At 70.9% G+C, this 18,984-nt stretch carries 22 protein-coding genes and 1 tRNA gene; 13 read left to right on the top strand and 10 right to left on the bottom strand.

Annotation, left to right across the window (positions count from 1 at the left end):
- Nucleotides 1-33: 33 nt before the first annotated feature.
- The 4 genes from AC5YDV_RS13415 to AC5YDV_RS13400 all read left to right on the top strand — a co-directional run bounded on the left by AC5YDV_RS13415 (nucleotide 34) and on the right by AC5YDV_RS13400 (nucleotide 3,855).
- Nucleotides 34-1,107: a COG1361 family protein gene (locus AC5YDV_RS13415; protein ID WP_496192508.1), complete on the top strand. Its 1,074-nt coding sequence runs from the start codon at nucleotides 34-36 to the stop codon at nucleotides 1,105-1,107.
- A 110-nt stretch (nucleotides 1,108-1,217) separates the two neighbouring features.
- Entirely contained in the window at nucleotides 1,218-1,829 is a 612-nt protein-coding gene (locus tag AC5YDV_RS13410) for a hypothetical protein (protein WP_496183812.1), read from the top strand.
- On the top strand, nucleotides 1,826-2,812 hold the full coding sequence (locus tag AC5YDV_RS13405; protein ID WP_496183813.1) for a sortase: 987 nt from the start codon (nucleotides 1,826-1,828) through the stop codon (nucleotides 2,810-2,812). Before AC5YDV_RS13410 ends, AC5YDV_RS13405 begins: the two co-directional genes overlap by 4 nt.
- Nucleotides 2,813-2,976: 164 nt before the next feature.
- The gene (locus AC5YDV_RS13400; RefSeq protein ID WP_496192507.1) at nucleotides 2,977-3,855 is read left to right on the top strand and encodes a lytic transglycosylase domain-containing protein; all 879 of its coding nucleotides are present in this window, start codon (nucleotides 2,977-2,979) and stop codon (nucleotides 3,853-3,855) included.
- A 32-nt stretch (nucleotides 3,856-3,887) separates the two neighbouring features.
- On the opposite strand, the gene AC5YDV_RS13395 is transcribed toward AC5YDV_RS13400, so the two are convergent.
- Together AC5YDV_RS13395 and AC5YDV_RS13390 are read right to left on the bottom strand one after the other, a co-directional pair.
- On the bottom strand, nucleotides 3,888-4,283 hold the full coding sequence (locus tag AC5YDV_RS13395) for an HdeA/HdeB family chaperone (protein ID WP_496183815.1): 396 nt from the start codon (nucleotides 4,281-4,283) through the stop codon (nucleotides 3,888-3,890).
- Between the two features lie 67 nt (nucleotides 4,284-4,350).
- A tRNA-Arg gene (locus AC5YDV_RS13390) sits at nucleotides 4,351-4,425 on the bottom strand.
- A 73-nt stretch (nucleotides 4,426-4,498) separates the two neighbouring features.
- On the opposite strand from AC5YDV_RS13390, the gene AC5YDV_RS13385 reads away from it, so the two are divergent.
- On the top strand, nucleotides 4,499-5,236 hold the full coding sequence (locus tag AC5YDV_RS13385) for a hypothetical protein (RefSeq protein WP_496183816.1): 738 nt from the start codon (nucleotides 4,499-4,501) through the stop codon (nucleotides 5,234-5,236).
- A 9-nt stretch (nucleotides 5,237-5,245) separates the two neighbouring features.
- On the opposite strand, the gene AC5YDV_RS13380 is transcribed toward AC5YDV_RS13385, so the two are convergent.
- On the bottom strand, nucleotides 5,246-5,677 hold the full coding sequence (locus tag AC5YDV_RS13380) for a tautomerase family protein (protein WP_496183817.1): 432 nt from the start codon (nucleotides 5,675-5,677) through the stop codon (nucleotides 5,246-5,248).
- 181 nt (nucleotides 5,678-5,858) lie between these two features.
- On the opposite strand from AC5YDV_RS13380, the gene AC5YDV_RS13375 reads away from it, so the two are divergent.
- The 4 genes from AC5YDV_RS13375 to AC5YDV_RS13360 are packed head-to-tail and all read left to right on the top strand — an operon-like array spanning nucleotide 5,859 to nucleotide 9,701.
- Entirely contained in the window at nucleotides 5,859-6,842 is a 984-nt protein-coding gene (locus AC5YDV_RS13375) for an ABC transporter substrate-binding protein (RefSeq protein ID WP_496192506.1), read from the top strand.
- On the top strand, nucleotides 6,842-7,672 hold the full coding sequence (locus AC5YDV_RS13370) for an ABC transporter permease (protein WP_496183819.1): 831 nt from the start codon (nucleotides 6,842-6,844) through the stop codon (nucleotides 7,670-7,672). Before AC5YDV_RS13375 ends, AC5YDV_RS13370 begins: the two co-directional genes overlap by 1 nt.
- Nucleotides 7,669-8,430 (top strand): ABC transporter ATP-binding protein, encoded by a 762-nt coding sequence (locus tag AC5YDV_RS13365; RefSeq protein ID WP_496183820.1) that lies wholly within the window; start codon nucleotides 7,669-7,671, stop codon nucleotides 8,428-8,430. Before AC5YDV_RS13370 ends, AC5YDV_RS13365 begins: the two co-directional genes overlap by 4 nt.
- A gap of 35 nt (nucleotides 8,431-8,465) precedes the next feature.
- Complete coding sequence (locus AC5YDV_RS13360) at nucleotides 8,466-9,701, top strand: radical SAM protein (protein ID WP_496183821.1); 1,236 nt, start codon at nucleotides 8,466-8,468, stop codon at nucleotides 9,699-9,701.
- A gap of 1 nt (nucleotide 9,702) precedes the next feature.
- On the opposite strand, the gene AC5YDV_RS13355 is transcribed toward AC5YDV_RS13360, so the two are convergent.
- Together AC5YDV_RS13355 and AC5YDV_RS13350 are read right to left on the bottom strand one after the other, a co-directional pair.
- Entirely contained in the window at nucleotides 9,703-10,644 is a 942-nt protein-coding gene (locus tag AC5YDV_RS13355; RefSeq protein ID WP_496183822.1) for a radical SAM protein, read from the bottom strand.
- The gene (locus AC5YDV_RS13350; protein ID WP_496183823.1) at nucleotides 10,641-10,859 is read right to left on the bottom strand and encodes an SHOCT domain-containing protein; all 219 of its coding nucleotides are present in this window, start codon (nucleotides 10,857-10,859) and stop codon (nucleotides 10,641-10,643) included. The genes AC5YDV_RS13355 and AC5YDV_RS13350 overlap by 4 nt, the downstream gene beginning before the upstream one ends.
- Before the next feature lie 254 nt (nucleotides 10,860-11,113).
- On the opposite strand from AC5YDV_RS13350, the gene AC5YDV_RS13345 reads away from it, so the two are divergent.
- The gene (locus tag AC5YDV_RS13345; RefSeq protein ID WP_496183824.1) at nucleotides 11,114-11,824 is read left to right on the top strand and encodes a hypothetical protein; all 711 of its coding nucleotides are present in this window, start codon (nucleotides 11,114-11,116) and stop codon (nucleotides 11,822-11,824) included.
- An 18-nt stretch (nucleotides 11,825-11,842) separates the two neighbouring features.
- Here the strand turns inward: AC5YDV_RS13345 and AC5YDV_RS13340 are convergent, their stop codons facing one another.
- Nucleotides 11,843-12,727, bottom strand: coding sequence for a mechanosensitive ion channel family protein (locus tag AC5YDV_RS13340; RefSeq protein WP_496183825.1), 885 nt, complete (start codon nucleotides 12,725-12,727; stop codon nucleotides 11,843-11,845).
- A gap of 140 nt (nucleotides 12,728-12,867) precedes the next feature.
- Here AC5YDV_RS13340 and AC5YDV_RS13335 point away from each other — a divergent pair, with 140 nt between their 5' ends.
- From AC5YDV_RS13335 to AC5YDV_RS13325, 3 genes are read left to right on the top strand one after another with little or no spacing between them, the layout of a single operon-like run.
- Nucleotides 12,868-13,599, top strand: a complete 732-nt coding sequence (locus tag AC5YDV_RS13335) for an ABC transporter ATP-binding protein (RefSeq protein WP_496183826.1) — start codon at nucleotides 12,868-12,870, stop codon at nucleotides 13,597-13,599.
- Nucleotides 13,596-14,516 (top strand): hypothetical protein, encoded by a 921-nt coding sequence (locus tag AC5YDV_RS13330; RefSeq protein WP_496183827.1) that lies wholly within the window; start codon nucleotides 13,596-13,598, stop codon nucleotides 14,514-14,516. The genes AC5YDV_RS13335 and AC5YDV_RS13330 overlap by 4 nt, the downstream gene beginning before the upstream one ends.
- A complete protein-coding gene (locus AC5YDV_RS13325; RefSeq protein WP_496183828.1) occupies nucleotides 14,495-15,166 on the top strand; it encodes a hypothetical protein in 672 nt (223 codons plus the stop codon). The genes AC5YDV_RS13330 and AC5YDV_RS13325 overlap by 22 nt, the downstream gene beginning before the upstream one ends.
- 37 nt (nucleotides 15,167-15,203) lie before the next feature.
- Here AC5YDV_RS13325 and AC5YDV_RS13320 read toward each other — a convergent pair whose 3' ends face one another.
- The 4 genes from AC5YDV_RS13320 to AC5YDV_RS13305 form a co-directional block, all read right to left on the bottom strand.
- On the bottom strand, nucleotides 15,204-16,292 hold the full coding sequence (locus AC5YDV_RS13320; protein ID WP_496183863.1) for a sialidase family protein: 1,089 nt from the start codon (nucleotides 16,290-16,292) through the stop codon (nucleotides 15,204-15,206).
- Between the two features lie 107 nt (nucleotides 16,293-16,399).
- On the bottom strand, nucleotides 16,400-17,110 hold the full coding sequence (locus AC5YDV_RS13315) for an N-acetylmannosamine-6-phosphate 2-epimerase (RefSeq protein WP_496183829.1): 711 nt from the start codon (nucleotides 17,108-17,110) through the stop codon (nucleotides 16,400-16,402).
- Between the two features lies 1 nt (nucleotide 17,111).
- Nucleotides 17,112-18,065 (bottom strand): ROK family protein, encoded by a 954-nt coding sequence (locus tag AC5YDV_RS13310; RefSeq protein ID WP_496183830.1) that lies wholly within the window; start codon nucleotides 18,063-18,065, stop codon nucleotides 17,112-17,114.
- Complete coding sequence (locus AC5YDV_RS13305; protein WP_496183831.1) at nucleotides 18,062-18,979, bottom strand: dihydrodipicolinate synthase family protein; 918 nt, start codon at nucleotides 18,977-18,979, stop codon at nucleotides 18,062-18,064. Before AC5YDV_RS13305 ends, AC5YDV_RS13310 begins: the two co-directional genes overlap by 4 nt.
- Nucleotides 18,980-18,984: the final 5 nt, after the last annotated feature.

The following is an 18,984-nucleotide window of genomic DNA, read 5'->3' as shown; positions in this document are numbered from 1 at the left end:
CCCCAGCACACCTCGACCCAAAGGCTCGCCACCATGAACACCAGCTCCCGACGACGCGTCGCACGCACACTCCTCACACTTCTGACCGTGCTGCTCCCCCTGGGCATCGTGTCCGCCCCGGCTGCCCACGCAGAGGACCCACGCCCCGAGCAGTCCGCCGGTCTTGCGATCGCCGTCGTGGACGCCAACGGCAGGGCCACGGACAAGAGTCGCTACAGCCTCAAGGCGGATCCTGGCCAGAAGGTCACCGACCACGTCCTGGTCGCCAACGCCGGCACCACGCCGCTGAAGGTCACCGTCTTCGCCACAGACGCGTTCAACGACGACGCGGGGGAGTTCACCCTGCTCGACACCAACGAGGCTCCGAAGGGGGCCGGCTCCTGGGTGAAGTTCGACGGCAAGGAGAAGGTCGAGCTCGACCTCGCCCCGGGCAAGTCGCGCGTCCTGCCGTTCACCATGGCCGTGCCCACCGACGCCACCCCGGGGGACCACGCCGCCGGCATCGTGGCGTCCTCCGTCCGCGAGGGCGAGGTCACGCTCGACCGTCGCGTCGCCATCCGGCTCTACGCCCGGGTCTCCGGTGACCTCCAGCCGAACCTGTCCATCAGCAGCATCGCGAGCACCTACACGGGCGGGCTCAACCCGTTCGATGGATCGGTGCGTTCGACCGCGACGGTGACCAACACCGGCAACGTCGCCATGCGCGGCCGCGTGACGCTCACCGGCACGACCTGGTTCGGCATTCCGGTGGGCCACGAGACCTTCGAAAGCGTCAACGAGATGCTGCCGGGCTCGACCCGCACCCTCACGTTCGAGTTGCCGGGCGTCCCCGCCGTCGGCTTCGTCCAGGCCAATTGGCTGCTCACCACGTCCATCGATCCCGATGCCCCCGTCCCGCCCGTCCTGCCCTCCGTGCAGCGCAGCGCGTTCCTGCTGGCCATGCCGTGGGTGGTCCTCGCCGCCGCTGCCCTCGGGGTGGGCATCTGGCTGTACCTGCGCCACAAGCGCCAGCGCGACGCCCAGTTGGCGGAGGAATGGTTGGCCCAGACCCAGGCTGAAGCCGAGCGGGCAGCCATGGCCTCCTCGGTACGCGAAGAGGCCCTGTGAGTCACCGTACGGCCAGAGGGGCGGTCACCACCCTGTTGGGTGTGGTGTGCGCGCTGACTGCACTGAGCGGGGGGCCCGCGCACGCCGAAGAGCCCCAAGTCTCGAAGAGCATGAGCGTGGTGGTGGCGGACGATCCCGCGGATCGCGCGTCGGATTCCAATGGGGGTTCGGTCAATGCCCCCGGCAGTGGGACCACCGACCCGAGTTCGGTGTCTGCGGACGCTTCCGGCAACGCCAACACCAATCCCACCGGTGTTCTGGGTGCCAACGGTCGGGGCATCCTGCACGTGAGCAGCTTGGACACGGACTACGTGGCCTCCGCCGATCCCTCCCGCGGGGTCCTGCGGGTGCAGTTCACGGTCCGCAACGCCTACGCGGAGCCCATCGGAGGCAAGGCCACGGTGTGGGCCACCCAGTGGCTGGGCGGGGCGATCGGATCGCCCGTCGAGGTGCAGGTCGACCCCATCCCCGCGGGTGAGCTGCGCGTCGTGTCCGCACACCTGGACGGCATGGGCCAATGGGCTCTCGTCAAGGCGGGCGCCACGTTCACGCCTGACAGGACGGCCAAGGGTGAGCAGCTCGGCTCCGCCACCCGCGAGGGGTGGACGTTCTTCGTGCCGTGGCTCGTCATCCTGGTGGCGGCCGGTGCCGCGGCGGGTCGCTGGTACCAGCTCCACCGTCCGTCGCAGCAGAGCGCCCACCTCGAGGGGGCCGTGGCATGAGCAGGGCTGACAACGGGGGCGGCACGGTACCCGCACCCCCGGCACCTCTGCCCACCCGGCAGCCGCCGAAGCCGCTTAAGGGCCAGCCCAAGCCTCCGCCCCTGAGCGCGCTCAGGAAGCCCGTCCAGTACGCGCCGCTGAGCCGCGCCCAACTCGTGGCCCGCGGCGTCCTCGTGGTGCTGCTCGTGGTGAGCATCGGTTTCCTGCTCAACCTGGTCGCCTACAGCCCGTTGCACCACGTCGTCCAGCAGACGCGCCTGTTCGACGACTTCCGCCACCAGCTGGCCGAGGGGGTCGCCCCGGTCAGCGAGGGAACCTTCGACGACGTCCTGTTGGCCGACGGTGTGCCGGTGGCCCGCATCCAGATCCCTGCCATCGGGGTGGACGAGATCATCGTGGAGGGGACGTCCTCGGGCGTCCTGATGAACGGGCCCGGCCACCGGCGGGACACCGTCCTGCCCGGTCAGCGCGGCGTCAGCATCGTGATGGGGCGCATGTCGGCCTACGGTGCGCCGTTCAGCCGCATCCAGGAGCTGGCCCCAGGTGAGTCCGTCCGCGTGATCACCGGGCAGGGCGAACACCTCTTCAAGGTGCTCGGTGTGCGCTACGAGGGCGACCTCGCGCCGGCCTTCAATCCCGAGTCGAGCCGGCTCCAGTTGGTCACCGGGCGCGGCTTCCCCTACATGCCGAGCGGCATCGTCCGGGTGGACGCCGACCTCATCACCGACGTCCAGGATCCGGGGCTCCGCCAGACGGGTCCCCTCGCCCTTCCGAAGGCGCACCAAGCGCTGCAAGGAGACACGAGCACCGTGTGGGCGCTCGTCTTCGCGCTGCAGTTCCTGCTGATGGCCGAAGTCGGGCTGGCCTACATGTGGCGACGCGTGGGTGGGGCCAAGACCTGGGTGGTCGCCGTGCCGACCCTGTTGCTCGCGGGATTGTTGGTCGCCGACCAGGTGACCAAGATGCTCCCGAACCTTCTGTAGAGGACGCCGTGCTGCCACCTCGCCCCTCCTACCTCTTCGCCGCCGGCGAAGAGGCCTTACCAGAGAGTCCGGCCCGACGGTATGCGAGCGCCGTCGATGGCCGGCACCCGGTGGACGACGCGGTGGGTCCCGCAGATCCACCAGCTGGGGCGGCACCATCCGGGATGGTGCCCGTCGGTGCTGCCCCAGCCCCCACCGGTGACTCCGTCCTCGGTTCCAGCCACGACACATGGCTTGAACCGCCGGGCGGACGGCGCTGGGTGCGCGACCTCGTGATCGGCGCGGTGGCGCTGACAGTGCTCGGCGTCGTGCTCGGCGGGCCGCTGCTGGCCCGGGGGGCCCAGGTCGACGATGACTACACCGCCGCCGACCTGCAGGGCGTGTTGGCGGCGTCCGCCACGACCCCCGTTGAGCAGGAGCCGGTCGCGAGGCAGCCGCTGGCCGTGTCCACGCGGTCGGCTGGCCCCACCTCGGGGACCGCCGTGAACCGGGTGGATCCCGACTGGCTGCAGCGGGCCTCCGCCAGTACCGGGGTCGCGCCCCGCGTCCTGCGGGCGTACGCCCAGGCCGACCTGACGCTGGCGTCCGAACAACCCAGCTGCGCCATCGGCTGGAACACCCTCGCCGGCATCGGCTACATCGAGAGTCAGCACGGCACCTACCTCGGTGCCACGGTGGGGGCGGACGGACGTTCCGTCCCCGAAATCATCGGCATTCCCCTGAACGGTGAGGGCGTCGCGGCGATCCGTGACACCGACGGCGGACGACTCGACCGGGACACGCGGTGGGATCGTGCTGTTGGTCCGATGCAGTTCATCCCCTCCACGTGGGCGAGGCATGGGGCGGACGGCAACGGCGATGGCGTGAAGGACCCGCACAACATCGACGACGCCGCGCTCGCGGCAGGCCGATACCTCTGTGCAGCCAGCAGCATGCGGGGGACCGCCCAGTGGCGAGCCGGCGTCATGGCCTACAACCGGTCGGAGACCTACATCAGCCAGGTGGCGGGCGTCGCCAACTGGTACGCGGCCCGGGTCGGCTGAGGTTCACCCCAGCGACCCGGCCACCTCAGCAGTCAGGGGGCGTAGACGTCGTTCTCGGAGATGTAGACCATCCGACCGGCCTCGGTGAGGCGCATGGTCGGACCATCGGTGCACAGGGTCGACACGCTGCCGGTGAACTGGGTGACCAGGTCGTCCTGAGGGGCAGCCTGGTCCCCGTCGTCCTTGCGCCGGTCCTGCAGCATGGCCTGGGCGGCGTCCGTGCGCTCCTGGTCGTTCATCTTCGTGGCCCAGTCGGTGCAGGTGGACTGGTCGTACGTCTTGCCCCACGTCGTCGCCTTGGCCGCGGCGTCCGCGTTGGCGCTGCCGGCTGACCCGCCGTCCGGGGTGGGGGAGGCGCTGCACGAAGCCAGGAGCACCGACACGGTGAGGGCCGCGCACACGCGCGCCAGGGGGGTGTTGAGCTGCATGCGGCTCAGTGTGGAGAAGCGAGGTGAACGCTTGGTGGCCGCTGGGCGACGCACGAGCAGGAATTCTTGGCGCCCCCTGCAGGATTCGAACCTGCGCTCCCGCCTCCGGAGGGCGGTGCTCTATCCCCTGAGCTAAGGGGGCCCATGGCCCGAAGGCCGACGACGACTTTACCACGGGAGACACCGGGACCGCCCATGAGGGCGATGATGGGCCCATGAAGCGGCGCGGAGTGGCCGTCGTGGACGGTTCGGTGCCCAAGGTGGATGTGTCGTGGCGGTCGCTGTATTCGATCGGCGCGGCCTCGGCCTTGTTGTTCGTGATTCTCGTGCTGGTGCCCGTGGCGTTGGTGTTCATCGCCCCCTTGCCTCCGGTGCAGGGTCAACCGTTGTTGGAGTACATCGCCCTCAACAAGGTGGTGTACCTCGTCGAATTGGTGAGCTTCGTCGGGTTGGCCGTTCCGGCCATGCTGGTGTTCGCCGCCGTGGGGATCGCCTTGAAGGACGTGAACAAGAACCTCACGCTCGTGGGAGGCCTTCTGGGTGTCTCGTCTGAGGCCATCGCGTTGGCGTTGGGGAGCAGCCCCCAGTCCCTCCATGGCGGTTTGGTCGTGTTGAGTGACGCGTACGCGGTGGCACCTGAGTCCCAGCGGCCCGGCCTCATCGGTGCCGCCGAGGCGCTGATCGCGACCACGAATGCGGTTTCCTGGGCGGGAGTCCTCACGGCGGCCGCGATTCTGGTGATGTCGTGGTGCATGCGTGGAGGCGTCTTCCCGCGGTACGTGGCGGTCTTGGGTGTCGTGACCGGCTTCCTCGGGATCGTGAGCGAGGCGTTCAGGCCCCTCATCGGGCCCACGTACCTGATCTACGGCCTGCTCCTGCCCACTTGGTTCGCCCTCGTCGGTTGGCGCCTACGCAACCTCGCCCTACCGGATCGGACCAGTGGCAACCGCTGACGCGGGCTGTCAAGCTCCCAGGTGGTCCCGGTCCTCGGGGTCGAGCGACGCGATCCACCGCGCCTCGTCGCCCGCAGCCGGCAGCACGTACCCGTACTCAACCATGTTTGTCGGTGGCAGTTCGAGCAGGTACACCCACACGGCCCGGCGTCTCACCCCCAGCACGTCCGTGACGGCCTGAACCACGCCTTCGAGGAGCGTGCGCTTCTGCTCGGGCGTCCGACCATGGCGGATCTGCCCCTGCACGAAGACCACCTCGTGGGCGACGGGCACTCCACCGACGAAGTGCCGATCCGGATCAACCTCGTCAAACACCACCTGGGCGAAGAAGCCCGGCGCCCCGGTGGCAGCGGTGTGGGCCGCAGTGATCTCGTGGGCGAGGCGCGCGCGTGCGGCGGGGTCCAGACGTCCGTACGCCGTGCGCACGGTGTAGGTCGGCATGGCTCCATCTTGGCAGTCTGAGCCGCTGGCGGTCATCGCCTCCCGCGGCCAGCGGATCCCCACCACAGGTCCAACGTGGAGCACGGTCCGCGGCTTCCACCTGTCAGACCGTCCCGGATCGTGCGGTGTGAGCGGTGGATACTTGTGCGGTTGATCGCGCCCGGAGGTTGGAATGCTGAAGATGTCTCGTGTCCGGATCGTTGGTGCCGTCGCCGCCGCGCTGGTTCTGGCTGGTTGCGCTGCACCCACGCCCACGGCCACCCCGTCGGCGGGTGGCCAGCAGGAGGTCACGGTGCGCATGGGGATCCAGCCGTGGATCGGGTACGGCCAGTGGCACGTGGCCGAGGCCAAGGGGATGCTGGCCGCGAAGGGCATCAAGCTGGAGTTGGTCGAGCTGAAGTCGGACTCCGAGCAGAGCGCGGCGTTCGCGTCCGGCCGGATCGACATGGACAACATCGCCTCGCACACGGCCCTGCTGCTGAAGGCGCAGGACATCGGGCTCAAGGTCGTGATGGTCGAGGACAACTCGACGACGGCCGACGCCCTGCTGGCGGCCAACGGCGTCACCTCGATCGCGGACCTCAAGGGCAAGAAGGTGGCCTATGAACAGGGTGCGACCAGCGACCTGTTGTTGCACGCCGCGCTGAAGGCCAACAACATGACCCTGTCCGACATTCAGGCCGTGCCGATGCCGGCCGCGGACGCCGGCGCGGCGCTGATCGCGGGCCAGGTGGACGCCGCGGTCACCTATGAGCCCTACGTCACCACGGCCCTGAAGGAGTCCGACAAGATCGCGAAGATCTACGACGCGGCCGAGCACCCCGGCCTGATCTCGGACGTGCTGGTGGCCTCGGACGCCTTCGCCAAGGCGAACCCCCAGGTCGTGAAGACCATGGTGCAGGTCTGGTACGACGCGGTGGCCGAGTACAACACCAACACTCCGGCCAGCCGGGCGATCATCGCCGAGGCGGTGGGGGAGTCGGCTGAGGACCTGGATTCCGCGTTCGCCGGCGTCCAGTACTGGGGCAAGACGGAGAACCAGGGTCAGTTCGCGGAGTACGCGTCCACCACGCTGCCGATGGTGCTGCAGTCGGCCAAGGACGCCGGCATCATCACGGCTGAGGTCGATCCGGCATCTGTCTCCACCGACCAGTTCCTGAAGTGATGGCGAGGAGCGCCGGCGCGCCGTCCGTGCGCGTCCGCGCGCGCCGTCACCGCTCCTTGGGAGCGCCGATCTCACGGAAGACCTACCTGGGGATCGCAGCCGCGTCCTTCGCCGGGCTGTTCCTCGTGTGGTGGGCGATCGCCGCGTCAGGACTGGTGAACCCCCTGTTCCTCCCGTCCCCCGCCAAGGTTGGGGCTCGGCTGGTCACCCAGGCCCAGAACGGGCAGTTGTGGGCCGACACCAGCGTGTCCGTGTACCGGATCATGGTCGGGTTCCTGCTGGCGTCGGTGATGTCGATCCCCCTGGGGATCCTCGTGGGCATGTCCACCCGGGTGGAGGCCGCGGTGCAGCCGGTGATCGACTTCGTCCGGTACGTGCCCGTAGTCGCGTTCGTGCCGCTGACGATCCTGTGGGTCGGCATCGACGACTCGCAGAAGTTCCTCATCATCTGGATGGGCACCTTCTTCCAGCAGGTGCTCATGGTGTCGGACGCCGTGCGGCAAACCCCACGTCCGTTGATCGAGTTGGGCGAGACCCTGGGGCTCCGCAATGGCCAGATCCTGAAGCGGATCGTGCTTCCCAGTTCGGCTCCTCGCCTGTGGGACATGTTGCGGATCACGCTGGGCTGGGCTTGGACGTGGCTCGTGGTCGCCGAGCTGGTGGCCGCCACGACGGGCCTGGGGTACCGCATCACATTGGCACAGCGGTACCTGTCCACCGACACCATCATCGGCTACGTCCTTGTCCTGGGATTCCTGGGGTTGGTGAGCGACCAGGTGATGCGAGCCATCGGGCGACGGTTGTTCCGTTACGAAAGGATCCGACGGTGAAGGCCGAAGCTGCCGCGGCGGTGTCCGTGCGCTCGGTGGGCAAGCGCTTCGCGACGCTGGCCGCCCTGGAGGACTGTTCGTTCGAACTGGCCGAGAACGAGTTCGTGAGCCTGGTCGGGGCGTCCGGCTGCGGCAAGTCGACGATGTTGTCGATCATCGCAGGACTCGTCGCACCCTCCAGCGGCGAGGTCGATGTGACGGGATCTCCCGTGCTGGGGCCGGGCCGGGACCGGGGTGTGGTGTTCCAGGGCTTCAGCCTGATGCCGTGGCTGACGGCGTTGGGGAACGTGGAGTTCGCGCTGCGGGACGAGCCGATGAACTCCGCGCAACGTCGGCGAGTCGCGGTGGAGCACCTCGACCTCGTGGGGCTGTCCGGGTTCGAGGGTGCCTATCCGGCCGAACTGTCGGGTGGCATGCAACAACGGGTGGCCATCGCGCGATCCCTGTCCTACCGTCCGCGCATTCTGTTGATGGATGAGCCGTTCGGAGCACTTGACGCCCTGACCCGCCGCGACATGCACACGCTCCTGACCGGCATCTGGGAGGCCCACAAGCTCACGGTGCTCATGGTGACCCACGACATCGATGAGGCGATCATCACATCCGATCGCGTGCTGGTGATGTCGCCCCGGCCGGGCCACATCGCCGCCGAGTTCAACGTTCCCCTCGAGCGGCCGCGGACGTCCACCATGCTGGACCAGCCCGAGATCCGCAGGCTCTTCCACGACATCCTCAGCGCGGTGCACGCGCGGGGGTGAGTCCGCCGGTTCGAGGCCGCGCTCTGCGATGATGGGTGCATGAGCTCAGCCGGAAGGCTGTCGGGCGGCGTGCGGGGGCTGGCGGAACCGCGCGCGGGTCGTTCGCGCGGGTGGTCGGGCTCACCGACGGGACTCCCCTCGGCGCGTATGTCCACGTGCCGTTCTGCGAGCGCATGTGCCCGTTCTGCCCGTACAACAAGGTCGTCCCCCGCGTGGGCCAGCCGGAACGCTACTTCGCCGCGCTGCTCACCGAGGCTCGCCGCTACGTTGAGGCGGGCGCGGCAGGGCCGGACGGGTTCACGTCCCTCTACGTCGGCGGTGGCACGCCGACACTCTTCCCCGACCTGCTGCGCCCCGTGCTCGCCGCGCTCCCGGTGTTCGGGGAGCGCGCCATCGAGGTGCTGCCGTCCCACGCCACCCCCGACCGTCTGGACGCCCTGCGCCGGCTGGGCTTCACCGCGGTCAGCATCGGCGTCCAGTCCTTCTCGGACGAGGTGCTGCGGCACCTGCGGCGTCCGCACGACGCCGCACAGGCGAGGGCGGCGTTGGAGAACGCGGTCGGCCGCTTCGACCTGGTGGACGCTGACCTGATCCTCGACGTCGAGTACGACGACGCCCACGCCGGCTCATTCCTCCGGGATCTCGTCTCCTGCTTCGAACTCGGCGTCGACCAGGTCTCCACCTATCCCTTGATGCGGTTCGGCTACACCGCGTTCGGCCCCGCACCCCACGACCGTCGCCGCGAGCACGAGGTGCTGGCGGAGGCGACCCGGCTGGCCGAGGAGCACGGGTACGCGCGGCGCTCGGTGTGGACGTTCAACCGGCCGGCCTCCCCGAGCTACACGTCCATCACCCGGCGCCGCTTCCTCGGGATGGGCGCGGGGGCGTCGTCGTTCCTCGGCCGGGACTTCCTCGTGAACCACTTCGGCGTCGAGACCTACATCGACGCCGTGGACGCCGGGCGTCCACCGGTCGCACGCCGGTTGCACCTGGGCCGGCTCGGCGGACAGCTGTACGACGCGTTCTGGCAGGCCTACTCCGGACGCCTCTGGGTCCCCGGCCTTGGCTCGCGTGCGCTCACGCCCCGGGAGTTCGACCGCTACCACGACCTCGAGCGCTGGGTGACCTACCACCTGATCGAGCCCCTGTGGTCGACGATGCTCGCCGAGCACGCCGACGAGGGCGGACGCGCTGGGTGGGCGGCACCGGGGTCGGCCCGCCGGCGACGCCTGTGGGGCGTGGTCGAGGCCGTCACGCGACGGCCCCTCTGACTCAGCGGCGCGCCCCGCGCAGGAGGGCCGGGTACCGCCGGACGACCTCCATCACCACGGCGGGGACCCCCCGGAAGAGGAGCGACAACTCGGCGGCGAAGAGGAAGCCGCATTGTTCGCACAGTCCCGGGATCTCGATGCACCGCCCGCACGTCCACTGCTCGCCGTCCTCGACGATCACGCACTGGGGGCACGGCCGCGGCGCGGAACCGTCCGCGATCCGCGGCAGCGCGGAGGCGAGGTTGACCACGGGCGCACCGGCGTCGATGAGGGCCCCGATCCGCGCGCAGACGTCCCTGCGCTGGTCGGGGTCGAGGTTCAGCGCCTCCGTCCCCGGGTAGGGCGTGTGCAGGTTGTACGAGACGCCCCGCACCGCGGGCAGCGAGGTCGCCAACCGGGCCACGTATTCGACGTCGTCCACGTTGATCGCGTTCACCGCCATGTAGAGGCACAGGTTGGCCGATGACGCTTGCGCGATGCCGGCCAGCACCCCATCCCAGGTGCGTCCCCTGATCGCATCGTGGTGCTCCCGGGTGCCGTCGAGGCTGACCAGGACGAGGTCGGCCTCGGGGAGGTCGACGCCGCGGGTTCCGTTCGTCACGACCCCGACCCAGCCGAACCCGACGGCACGGGCCTCGGCGATGACGTCGCGCAGGCTGCGGCTCCCGTCGTGCCAGAGCAGTGGTTCACCGCCGTAGAGCAGCAGGATGCGCACCCCCGACGCGTACAGGCGGCGCAGGTCGCGCTGCAGGGTCTCGAACGGGTAGTCGACCTTGCGCAGGTTGGCGACGGCACAGTGCCGGCAGTGCAGGTTGCAGCGGTCGGTGACGATCAGCGAGCCGACGATCGGGTCCCGCCGACGGAACAGCACGGTGCTGAGACCGAACCACGCCAGCCCGGCCCAGAAGCGGAGTCGCTTGGCGACCGGAGCCACGGTCGTCACGGCTCGCCCCGGGATTCATGGAGCACCGCGGCCATCGCCCGGAACTGCGCCTCGTCCAACTCGCCGCGCGCGAAGCGCTCCCGGAGCACCGCCAGGGCCGGGTCGGCGTCCCCGCCTGAACCCCCACCCGCGCTCGGTCGCCGGGGCCAGCGCAGGTCGAGCTCTCGCTTGGCGACGACGAGGGCGGCAGCCCAGAAGGCCAGGTAGGCGGCCATCGACACGAAGCCTTCCCTCCCGGCGGCACGACCCGACACCAATCGAGCGCTGGGACCGTAGAACGGATGCACACCGACCACCCCCACGTGACGACGCACCTCCAGCGTAGAACGGGGACGGGGCGTCCCGGCCCCGTGGGGGAAAGTGGTGCAAAACCCTCAGTGGGAAGGGGGTCGAGCGTAGAATCGTCCTTGCAGGGCCCGGCGCGGCGGCCAACTCCGACCGCCCCGACACCGCCCGCAGGAGGTCACTGATGACCGACCACGAACTCGCGTTCCAGTGGGACGCGGATCACCGCCTCGCCGCGACCGTCGCGCTCGTCTCGGGCGTCCTCGTCGTCGTCGGCACCGCGCTCGTGTTCACCGTGGGGATGGGTCCCATCGAAGCGCTGGTGAGCGGCGGGGCCGCCAGCCCCTTCGGCCTCACGATGCTCGCGGGCCTGTTCCTCGTCGTCGACGTGAGCCTGCTGGTGTTCGTCGTGGCTCTGGCGCACGCGTTCACCGAGGGTCGCTCCTTCGGGTTGACCGTGACCACCGCCGTCGCGACCCTCGCCACCACGGCGTCGGCCACCATCCACCTGATCTGGGGGTACACCGCCTCCTCGCCCGAGGCGGAACTGCCCGCCGCAGCGGGGCAGTTCGCGACCTGGCTGGCGGCGAACCTGTGGATGCTGCCCTTGTTCGGGCTGCTCGTCGGCGCCAGCCTGATGGCGCTCGCCCTGGCGCTGCGCCAGAGCGCGTTCAGGGTCGCGCGGCGCCTCGGGACGGCGTCCGCCATCGTGGGTGGCCTGCTGGTGGTGATCGCGCCCTTCACCGGCTTCGCCCCCGACATGCCGGCCTTCGCCGCCGTCGCCGCGATCCTGCTGGCGACGGTCGGGATCAGCGTGCTCCTCGCGGTGGCCCTCGTCCGACTCGCGTTGCTGCTGAGGGGAACGCGGCGGACGCAGCCGGTCCCGGTCGCCTGACCAGGCTCTGAGGAGCGATCAGGCCTGGGCGCTCCCGAACGGAGGCACGACCGGGGCCTTGATCCCGGCGCGACGCAGGGCGACCACGGAGCGCTCGAGAAGGTCTCGCTGGACGCCCCAGTGCTGGTTGGGGGCCGTCTTGGCGAAGATGCGGATCGTCGTCATGCCCGCCGTCACCTTGTCGACCCCGGCCACGCTGGGTTCCTCGAGCAGGACGTCGGCGTACTTCTCGTCCGCGAACAGCGCGGCGACCACGCCCTTGAGCACCTCGATGGCACGGGCGGTGTCCTCTCCGTTCGCGATCGGTACGTCCACCAGGCCCGTGGACCAGCCCTGGCTCTGGTTCCCGATGCGCAGGATCTCCCCGTTGCGGACGTACCAGACCTGGCCGTTGGCGTCCCGCAGCCGGGTCACGCGCAGGCCCACCTCCTCGACGGTGCCGACGACCTCGCCGGTGTCGATGAGGTCGCCGACGCCGAACTGGTCCTCGAAGATCATCAGCATGCCCGAGATGTAGTCCTTGACGAGCGACTGGGCGCCGAACGCGAGGGCGACGCCGCCGATGCCGGACGCCGCGAGCAGCGGCTCGAGCGGGATGCCGAGGATGCGCAGGACCGTCAGCACCACCAGCAGGACGATGATGACGTCGACGGCGTTCGTCATCACCGAGCCGAGGGTCTTCACGCGGGCTTGGTGCCGCGCGTCCGCCCCGCCGGTGATGCGGCCCAGCACCTTCTCGGTGCGTGTCTCGGCTTCGCTGTGGCGCTCGCCGACGGCGATGGACGCCGAGACGCCGCCCCGGATCGCCCTGCGCAGGACGATGCGCGCCACGCCGGAGACCAGCAGCAGCACGCCGATCGAGATCGCGGTCTCGGGCCACGTGAACGTGATGAGCGGGGTCATGGACGCCTTCCTGCCGGGGACGAGACGAGCCTAGCGAGCCGAGCAGGGGCTCTGGTGACAGGTGGAACTGGCCCAACCTAGATGCTTGCGCCGCAAGGTACATGGTCGTACACTGAACCCATCGTCTCAGGGAGGGCTCCATGCTCGAGATCCAGCACTTCACGCGCCGCTTCGGCGACAAGGTCGCCGTCGACGACCTGTCGTTCGGCGTCCGGCCCGGTCGCATCGTCGGGTTCATCGGCCACAACGGCGCCGGCAAGACCACGACGCTGCGCGCGGCCGCGGGCATCCTCGACTTCACCGACGGGAGCATCACGGTGGCGGGCCACGACATCCGCACGGACGCCGTGGCCGCCAAGAGGGCAGCGGCCTTCCTGCCCGACAACCCCGACCTGTACGAGTTCATGTCCGGCATCGAGTTCCTCGGGTTCATCGCCGACATCCACGGCATCCCGGGGTCGCGGCGCGGCGACCTCATCACGCGGTACGCCGACGCCTACGGCCTGACGGCCGACCTCGGCGGCGCCGTCGGGTCCTACAGCCACGGGATGAAGCAGAAGCTGGCCCTCATCAGCGCGCTGATCCGCGAACCGAAGCTCCTCATGCTCGACGAGCCGTTCGTGGGGCTCGACCCCCTCGCTGCGCACACGCTCAAGGGCCACCTCCGCGCGCTCTGCGACGGCGGCGGCGCGGTCCTGTTCTCAACTCACGTCCTCGAGGTCGCCCAGGCGCTCTGCGACGACGTGGTCATCATCAAGCGCGGCCGCCTCGTGGTGGCCGGACCCACGGCGTCCGTCATCGGCGACTCCTCGCTCGAGGACGTCTTCCTCGAACTGGCCGCCGACTCACCCGTGGCCGGGGCGACGCGATGACCCAGTTCAATGCGATCGCGCGCGTGCAACTGCGCGGGATCCTGGCCACGATGTCGGGCTCGAACCGGAAGGTCCGCCGGATCGCTCCGCTGCTCGCCCTCATCGCCCTGCTCGCGGCCTACATCGGGCTCAGCTACTCGTTCGCGCTGGTCTCCATGCTCGGGGAGCATGCCGACCTCGTGCTGGTGATGATGCCCGCCCTGGCCGTGCTGGCCGCGATGGCGCTCGGCGGGCAGGGGGTGGCCGGGTTCATCTACGGCGGCCGCGACACGGAGTTCCTGCTGAGCCTGCCCGTCCCGCGGCTCACCCTCGCGTTGGCCAAGCAGGCGGCGGTGTTCGTGGAGAACGCGCTGGTCATGCTGGTCATGGTGGTGTCGGCGGGTGCGGCGTACGCCTGGCGTGTGCCGGTCGCGCCCTGGTTCTGGCCGGTGCTCCTGGTGGGCGCGGTGCTGCTCTCGCTGCTCGCCACGACGCTGGCGCTCCTGATCGGGACCGCCGTGGTGCTGCTCCGCACCGGGCGCCGCCGCGTCGCGGCCAACCTCGGCGGGCTGGTCCTGGTCCTCGCCGTCATGGTGGTGGCGCTGGTCGGGCAGTCCGCGCTCGCCCAACGCCTGACGACGGACGCCGCCGGCATCCGGCACCTGCTGGCCACGTGGGGCGCACCCTTCACCTGGCTGAGGGACGCCGCCGTCGATGGCTCGCCGACCTCGCTGGCCCTGCTCGCCGCCGTGAGTGTCGTGCCGTTCGTGCTGGTCACGTGGGTGGTGGCCGCAACTTCGTCCCGATCACCAGCGCGCTGGCGGTGCGCCGCGGGGTGGCGCGACAGGTCGACCTGGGCCGGCAGGCCGTCCGGACGCCGTTCGTGGCACTTCTGCGCCGGGAGGGGCAACGCTTCGTGGCCTCCTCGGTCTACCTGATCAACTGCGGCATCGGCCCGGCGCTGATGCTCCTCGCGGCCGGTTGGGTGGCGGCCGTCGGACTCCCGGCGTCGTGGCTCGAAGGCGCGAAGGCGGCGGGCCTGCCGCTGGCCCTGCTCGTCGCCCTGGTGCTGACCTTCATGGGCACCGTCGGATCGACGACGCCCGCCAGCGTGTCCTTGGAGGGCAACCGGCTCTGGATCCTCCGGTCCGCGCCCGTGCCGGTCGCCACGATCCTCGCGGCCAAGCTGGTCTTCGCTCTCGCCCTCACCCTGGTGCCGCTGGCGATGGCGACGCTCGTCGTGGGCGCCCGCCTCGGGCTCGACCCGCTGTTCACCCTGCTCGTGGGGGCCCTCCCGGCGGCCGCCGCGGTCGTGATGGCCGAGGTGGGGCTCCTCGCCGGTCTGCGCTGGGCGCGTCTGGACGCCCCCAGTGAGACGGCGGTCATCAAGCAGGGACCTGCCGCCCTCGTGTCGACATTCGGGAGCATGGGGGTGGTTGCGGTCCTCGCGCTCGGAACCGTGGTCCTCGCGCCCGTGGCCGGGGTCCTCGTCGCCATGGCGGTGCCCACCATCGCCTTCGCCCTCCTGGCCGTGGTCCTGGCGGGTGTCCTGCGCACGTGGGGCGTCCGGGCCTTCGCGGCCCTCTGAGGGGTCCGGGCCTTCGCGGCCCTCTGAGCCCTCCGCGTCAGCCGGCCACCTCGGGCGGCTTCGCCGCACCCGGGCGTCCGGCGCGCGGGGTGAGGGAGGGCGATGTCCCGGCGAGCCCGAGCTCGGCCGGGGTGAGCCGAGCAAACACGATCTCGTCGTAGTCGCCGGCCTCCCAGGCCAGACCGAGGCACCCGTCGAGCAGCGGCACGCACACCGAGTAGGCCGAGGCCCCCGGGTCGACGAGGAGTGCCTGCGACCAGGTGTGCCCCAGGTCGGCCGAGGTGCGCACCACCAAGCGCGTCCGCTGGCGCGGATCGTCGCACGTCGACGCCACGACGACGGGTCCGCCGTCGGCGTCCAGCAATGCGAGGCCGCCGTTGCACGCGGGGTCGACGAGGGCGGCGTCCGGGGTGGGGACGGTGAACGTGGCTCCGCCGTCGGTCGACCGGGCGGCCCGACGCCGCGGGGTGGACCGCGCGTGCAGCAGCACCGAGCCGTCGGGGAGTCCGAGCACCTTGTTCTCGTCGCAGTCGGGGCCGACGCGCTCGCCGAGCGTCCAGGCGGCGCCGCCGTCGTCGGAGTGGGCGACCGCGGCGAAGTGCTCCCCGGCCGGCGTCCGCAGGACGAAGGGCTGCAGCAGGCGGCCCTCGGCGGTCACCGAGCCGTTGCCCGAGGAGGCGAACATGCCCGTCACGTCATCCGGCTTGAGGTGGGTCATTTCGCGGTGGGTCCACGTCAGGCCGTCGTCGTCGGAGGTGGACAGCCAGAGTTCAAGTCCCTCCCCGCCGGGGCCGGCCTCGGCCGAGAAGAAGGACCGTCCGGTCGATCCGACGTACCAGCAGAAGACCCGTCCGGAGGCGGGGTCGACGACGAACGCGGCGTCCCCGAAGCCGTGGCCGGGGGTGTGCCGACGCAGGACGCGGGCGTCCGACCAGGTGCGGCCGTCGTCGTCCGAGTGCCGCAGCGCGATGTCGAAGTCGCCGGGCAGGTCGCGCCAGTCCAGACGGACGTCGAACGCGGCGAGCACTCGGCCGGTCCTCGTCACGGCCAGCGCGGGGATCCGGTAGACGGGCGCGGCGAAGGCCGAACCGGCGAACGGGTCGCCCGATCGGGCCAGGGTCGTCATCTCCACGTCGAGGCCTCCAAGGGTCCGGTTGGGACAGGGTGAACCAGTGCCCCACAGTCGGGGCACAAGTTCACTCTGTGTTGGATGGGTGCTGGGTCAGTGCTGGCTCAGGCGCCCGCGACGGCGTCCGCGAACCAGCGCGTGATGGTGGTGGGGTGCGTGATGGCCGTGCCGACGCAGACCGCCCACGCGCCGCGGCGGATCGCCTCGGCGGCCTGGGCGGGGGAGTGCACGCGGCCCTCGACGATCACGGGCACCGGCCTGTGGGCCTCGGAGTGGGCCTCGGCCCGGCGGGCCAGTTCGACCACCTTGTCGACGACCTCCCAGTCCGGACCCTCGGTCTTGGGGCGTTCGCCCGAGTAGCCGGCCAGGGTCGTCCCGAGGATGTCCACCCCGGCCTCCAAGGCGGCCTCGGCGTCCCCCAGCGAGCCGCAGTCGGCCATGACAAGGACGTCCGGGTACTGCTCGCGCAGTCCGGCGACCGTCTCGGCGAGCGTCAACCCGTCCGGGCGGGGGCGACGGGTGCCGTCCAGGGCCACGACCTCGACGCCCGTCTCGGCGACCGCGAGGCAATCGGCGAGGGTCGGGGTGATGTAGACCCCGGCATCCCCGACCTTCACGAGCCCGATGATCGGCACGTCCACGACTGGGCGCATCGCGCGGAGGTCGTCGAGGCCCTTGCCGCGGATCGCAACGGCCCCGCCGGCCACCGCGGCCTGCGCGACTTGGGCCATGGTGTTCGGGTCCAGCATCGGCTCACCCGGGTAGGCCTGGCACGAGACGACCAGTCCGCCCTTCATCGACTCCAGCAGGTCCATGTCACTCCTTGTCCGCCGTCGGAACGCCCGCCAGGCGGAAGGCGTCGCGTGCCGCGCCCAGGAGCGCGGCGTTGTTGCGTTGGGTGGCGCGCCGCACCGGGACGTGCCTCAGGGTCTCGGGGAGGCCGGCGCGCAGTTCATCCTCCATGCTCGACCACCACGGCGACCCCGAGGTCGGGACGCCGCCGCCGAGCACGATCACGGCGGGGTCGAGGACCAGGGTCAGCCACGCCAGCACGCGACCCACGCGGCGACCGAGGGTGCTGACCACTCGCTCCGCGAGTTCGTCCCCCGTGAGGGCCAGCTTCATCACGTCCTGGCCGCGCGCCGCCCCGGCGGTGCCGCCGAGGGCGCGGTAGGTGCGCAGGATCGCGGGTCCGGCGGCCACGTGCTCGAACGGGTGCCGGCCGGCGTCCGCCACCCCGTCGACCACGTCGACCATGAGGTTGCCGACTTCGCCGGCCATGTGATGCGCCCCACGCATCACTTCTCCATCGCGGCAGAACGCGGCACCGATGCCGGTGCCGACCGCCAGCATCAGCATCGAGGACGCGCCGGCCCCCGCACCCCGCCAGCTCTCGCCGACGGCGTGGGCGTCCACGTCGTTCTGCACGTGGATCGGCAGGTCGGACGCCCATGGCAGCCGGGCCCGCAGGCCCGCGACGACGTCGGTCCCGCGCCAGTCGGAGATCGTGTCGGTCGCCGAGACGACGACCCCGCGCCCGACGTCGATCGCCCCTGCGGCACCGATCCCGATGGCGGACACCGGGGCGTGGTCGACCTGCTCGCGGCACGAGTCGATCGCCAGCGCGATCCCGTCGAGGATCGCGTCGGCTCCCTCGTGGGCGGGCGTCGGCACCTTCACCTTGGGCAGCACGAGCGCCCCGGTGGTGTCGACGGCGGTCGCCGCGATCTTGGTGCCGCCGAGGTCGACGGCGAGCGCGAGGGGCGTCATCGCAGCAGGCCGACCTCGCGCACGATCGCGGTGATGCCGGCGACCTCCTCGTCGTCCAGGGCTTCGATCGGGGCCGGCATCGTGGGCGACGCGATGATGCCCAGGGCAGCGGCCGCGACCTTGAAGGCCCCGATGCCCCCGGCGTCCCCGGAGCGGCCCCGAGGCACGAACGCGATCTCGAACAGGCGGTTGATGCGGTCCTGCTCGGTGCGGGCGGCCTCCCAGTCGCCGCGCTGGGCGGCGTCGAACAGGCGCACGTAGCCGGCGGGGTCGACGTTGGCCAGGCCCGGGACGGCCCCTTCGGCGCCCAGCAGGAACATGCCGTCCACCATGACCTCGTGGCCGGTGGAGACCGACAGGGGCGACCCGGCCGCGCGGTTGGCGTCCACGAGGCGGCGGAAGCCGACGTCGTCGCCGGAGGAGTCCTTGACGCCGGCGATGACGCCCTCGCGCCCGAGCTGCACGAGCATGTCGCGGCCGAGCTTGGCCGGGCCGCGCACGGGCACGTCGTAGGCGATGACGGGGATGTCCAGGCCGGTGGCGACGATCCGGAAGTGGTCGGCGATCTCGGCGGCGTTGTTCAGGGCGTACAGGGGCGCAGTGACCACGACGGCGGACGCCCCGAGCGCCTGCGCCCGGCGGGCCTGGTCGAGGACGCGGTGCGCGGTGAGGTCCGGCGTCCCGACGAGCACGGGCACCCGTCCGGCGGCGGTGGCGATGACGCGCTCGACGACGGTGTCGCGTTGGGCGTCCGTCAGGTAGGCGACCTGGCCCGAGCTGCCCAGGACGAACAGGCCGTGGACGCCGGCGCCCACGAGGTGCTCGACGAGGTGGTCCAGGGACTCCAGGTCGAGGGAGCCGTCCGGGTGGAAGGGGGTCAGGACGGGGGGGATGATGCCGCGGAGGATGGACATGGTGG

This window comes from Propioniciclava sp. LT432, assembly GCF_059515965.1.
Note: the sequence above shows the minus strand (reverse complement) of the source record. Positions and strands in the feature narration are given on the sequence as shown.

Excerpts from the sequence above, each read along its gene's own strand:
- AC5YDV_RS13415 (WP_496192508.1), top strand. The coding sequence starts at position 34 with ATGAACACCAGCTCCCGACGACGCGTCGCACGCACACTCCTCACACTT.
- AC5YDV_RS13410 (WP_496183812.1), top strand. The coding sequence starts at position 1,218 with ATGAGCGTGGTGGTGGCGGACGATCCCGCGGATCGCGCGTCGGATTCC.
- AC5YDV_RS13405 (WP_496183813.1), top strand. The coding sequence starts at position 1,826 with ATGAGCAGGGCTGACAACGGGGGCGGCACGGTACCCGCACCCCCGGCA.
- AC5YDV_RS13400 (WP_496192507.1), top strand. The coding sequence starts at position 2,977 with ATGGTGCCCGTCGGTGCTGCCCCAGCCCCCACCGGTGACTCCGTCCTC.
- AC5YDV_RS13395 (WP_496183815.1), bottom strand. The coding sequence starts at position 4,283 with ATGCAGCTCAACACCCCCCTGGCGCGCGTGTGCGCGGCCCTCACCGTG.
- AC5YDV_RS13385 (WP_496183816.1), top strand. The coding sequence starts at position 4,499 with ATGAAGCGGCGCGGAGTGGCCGTCGTGGACGGTTCGGTGCCCAAGGTG.
- AC5YDV_RS13380 (WP_496183817.1), bottom strand. The coding sequence starts at position 5,677 with ATGCCGACCTACACCGTGCGCACGGCGTACGGACGTCTGGACCCCGCC.
- AC5YDV_RS13375 (WP_496192506.1), top strand. The coding sequence starts at position 5,859 with ATGTCTCGTGTCCGGATCGTTGGTGCCGTCGCCGCCGCGCTGGTTCTG.
- AC5YDV_RS13370 (WP_496183819.1), top strand. The coding sequence starts at position 6,842 with ATGGCGAGGAGCGCCGGCGCGCCGTCCGTGCGCGTCCGCGCGCGCCGT.
- AC5YDV_RS13350 (WP_496183823.1), bottom strand. The coding sequence starts at position 10,859 with ATGGCCGCCTACCTGGCCTTCTGGGCTGCCGCCCTCGTCGTCGCCAAG.
- AC5YDV_RS13345 (WP_496183824.1), top strand. The coding sequence starts at position 11,114 with ATGACCGACCACGAACTCGCGTTCCAGTGGGACGCGGATCACCGCCTC.
- AC5YDV_RS13340 (WP_496183825.1), bottom strand. The coding sequence starts at position 12,727 with ATGACCCCGCTCATCACGTTCACGTGGCCCGAGACCGCGATCTCGATC.
- AC5YDV_RS13335 (WP_496183826.1), top strand. The coding sequence starts at position 12,868 with ATGCTCGAGATCCAGCACTTCACGCGCCGCTTCGGCGACAAGGTCGCC.
- AC5YDV_RS13330 (WP_496183827.1), top strand. The coding sequence starts at position 13,596 with ATGACCCAGTTCAATGCGATCGCGCGCGTGCAACTGCGCGGGATCCTG.
- AC5YDV_RS13320 (WP_496183863.1), bottom strand. The coding sequence starts at position 16,292 with ATGACGACCCTGGCCCGATCGGGCGACCCGTTCGCCGGTTCGGCCTTC.
- AC5YDV_RS13315 (WP_496183829.1), bottom strand. The coding sequence starts at position 17,110 with ATGGACCTGCTGGAGTCGATGAAGGGCGGACTGGTCGTCTCGTGCCAG.
- AC5YDV_RS13310 (WP_496183830.1), bottom strand. The coding sequence starts at position 18,065 with ATGACGCCCCTCGCGCTCGCCGTCGACCTCGGCGGCACCAAGATCGCG.
- AC5YDV_RS13305 (WP_496183831.1), bottom strand. The coding sequence starts at position 18,979 with ATGTCCATCCTCCGCGGCATCATCCCCCCCGTCCTGACCCCCTTCCAC.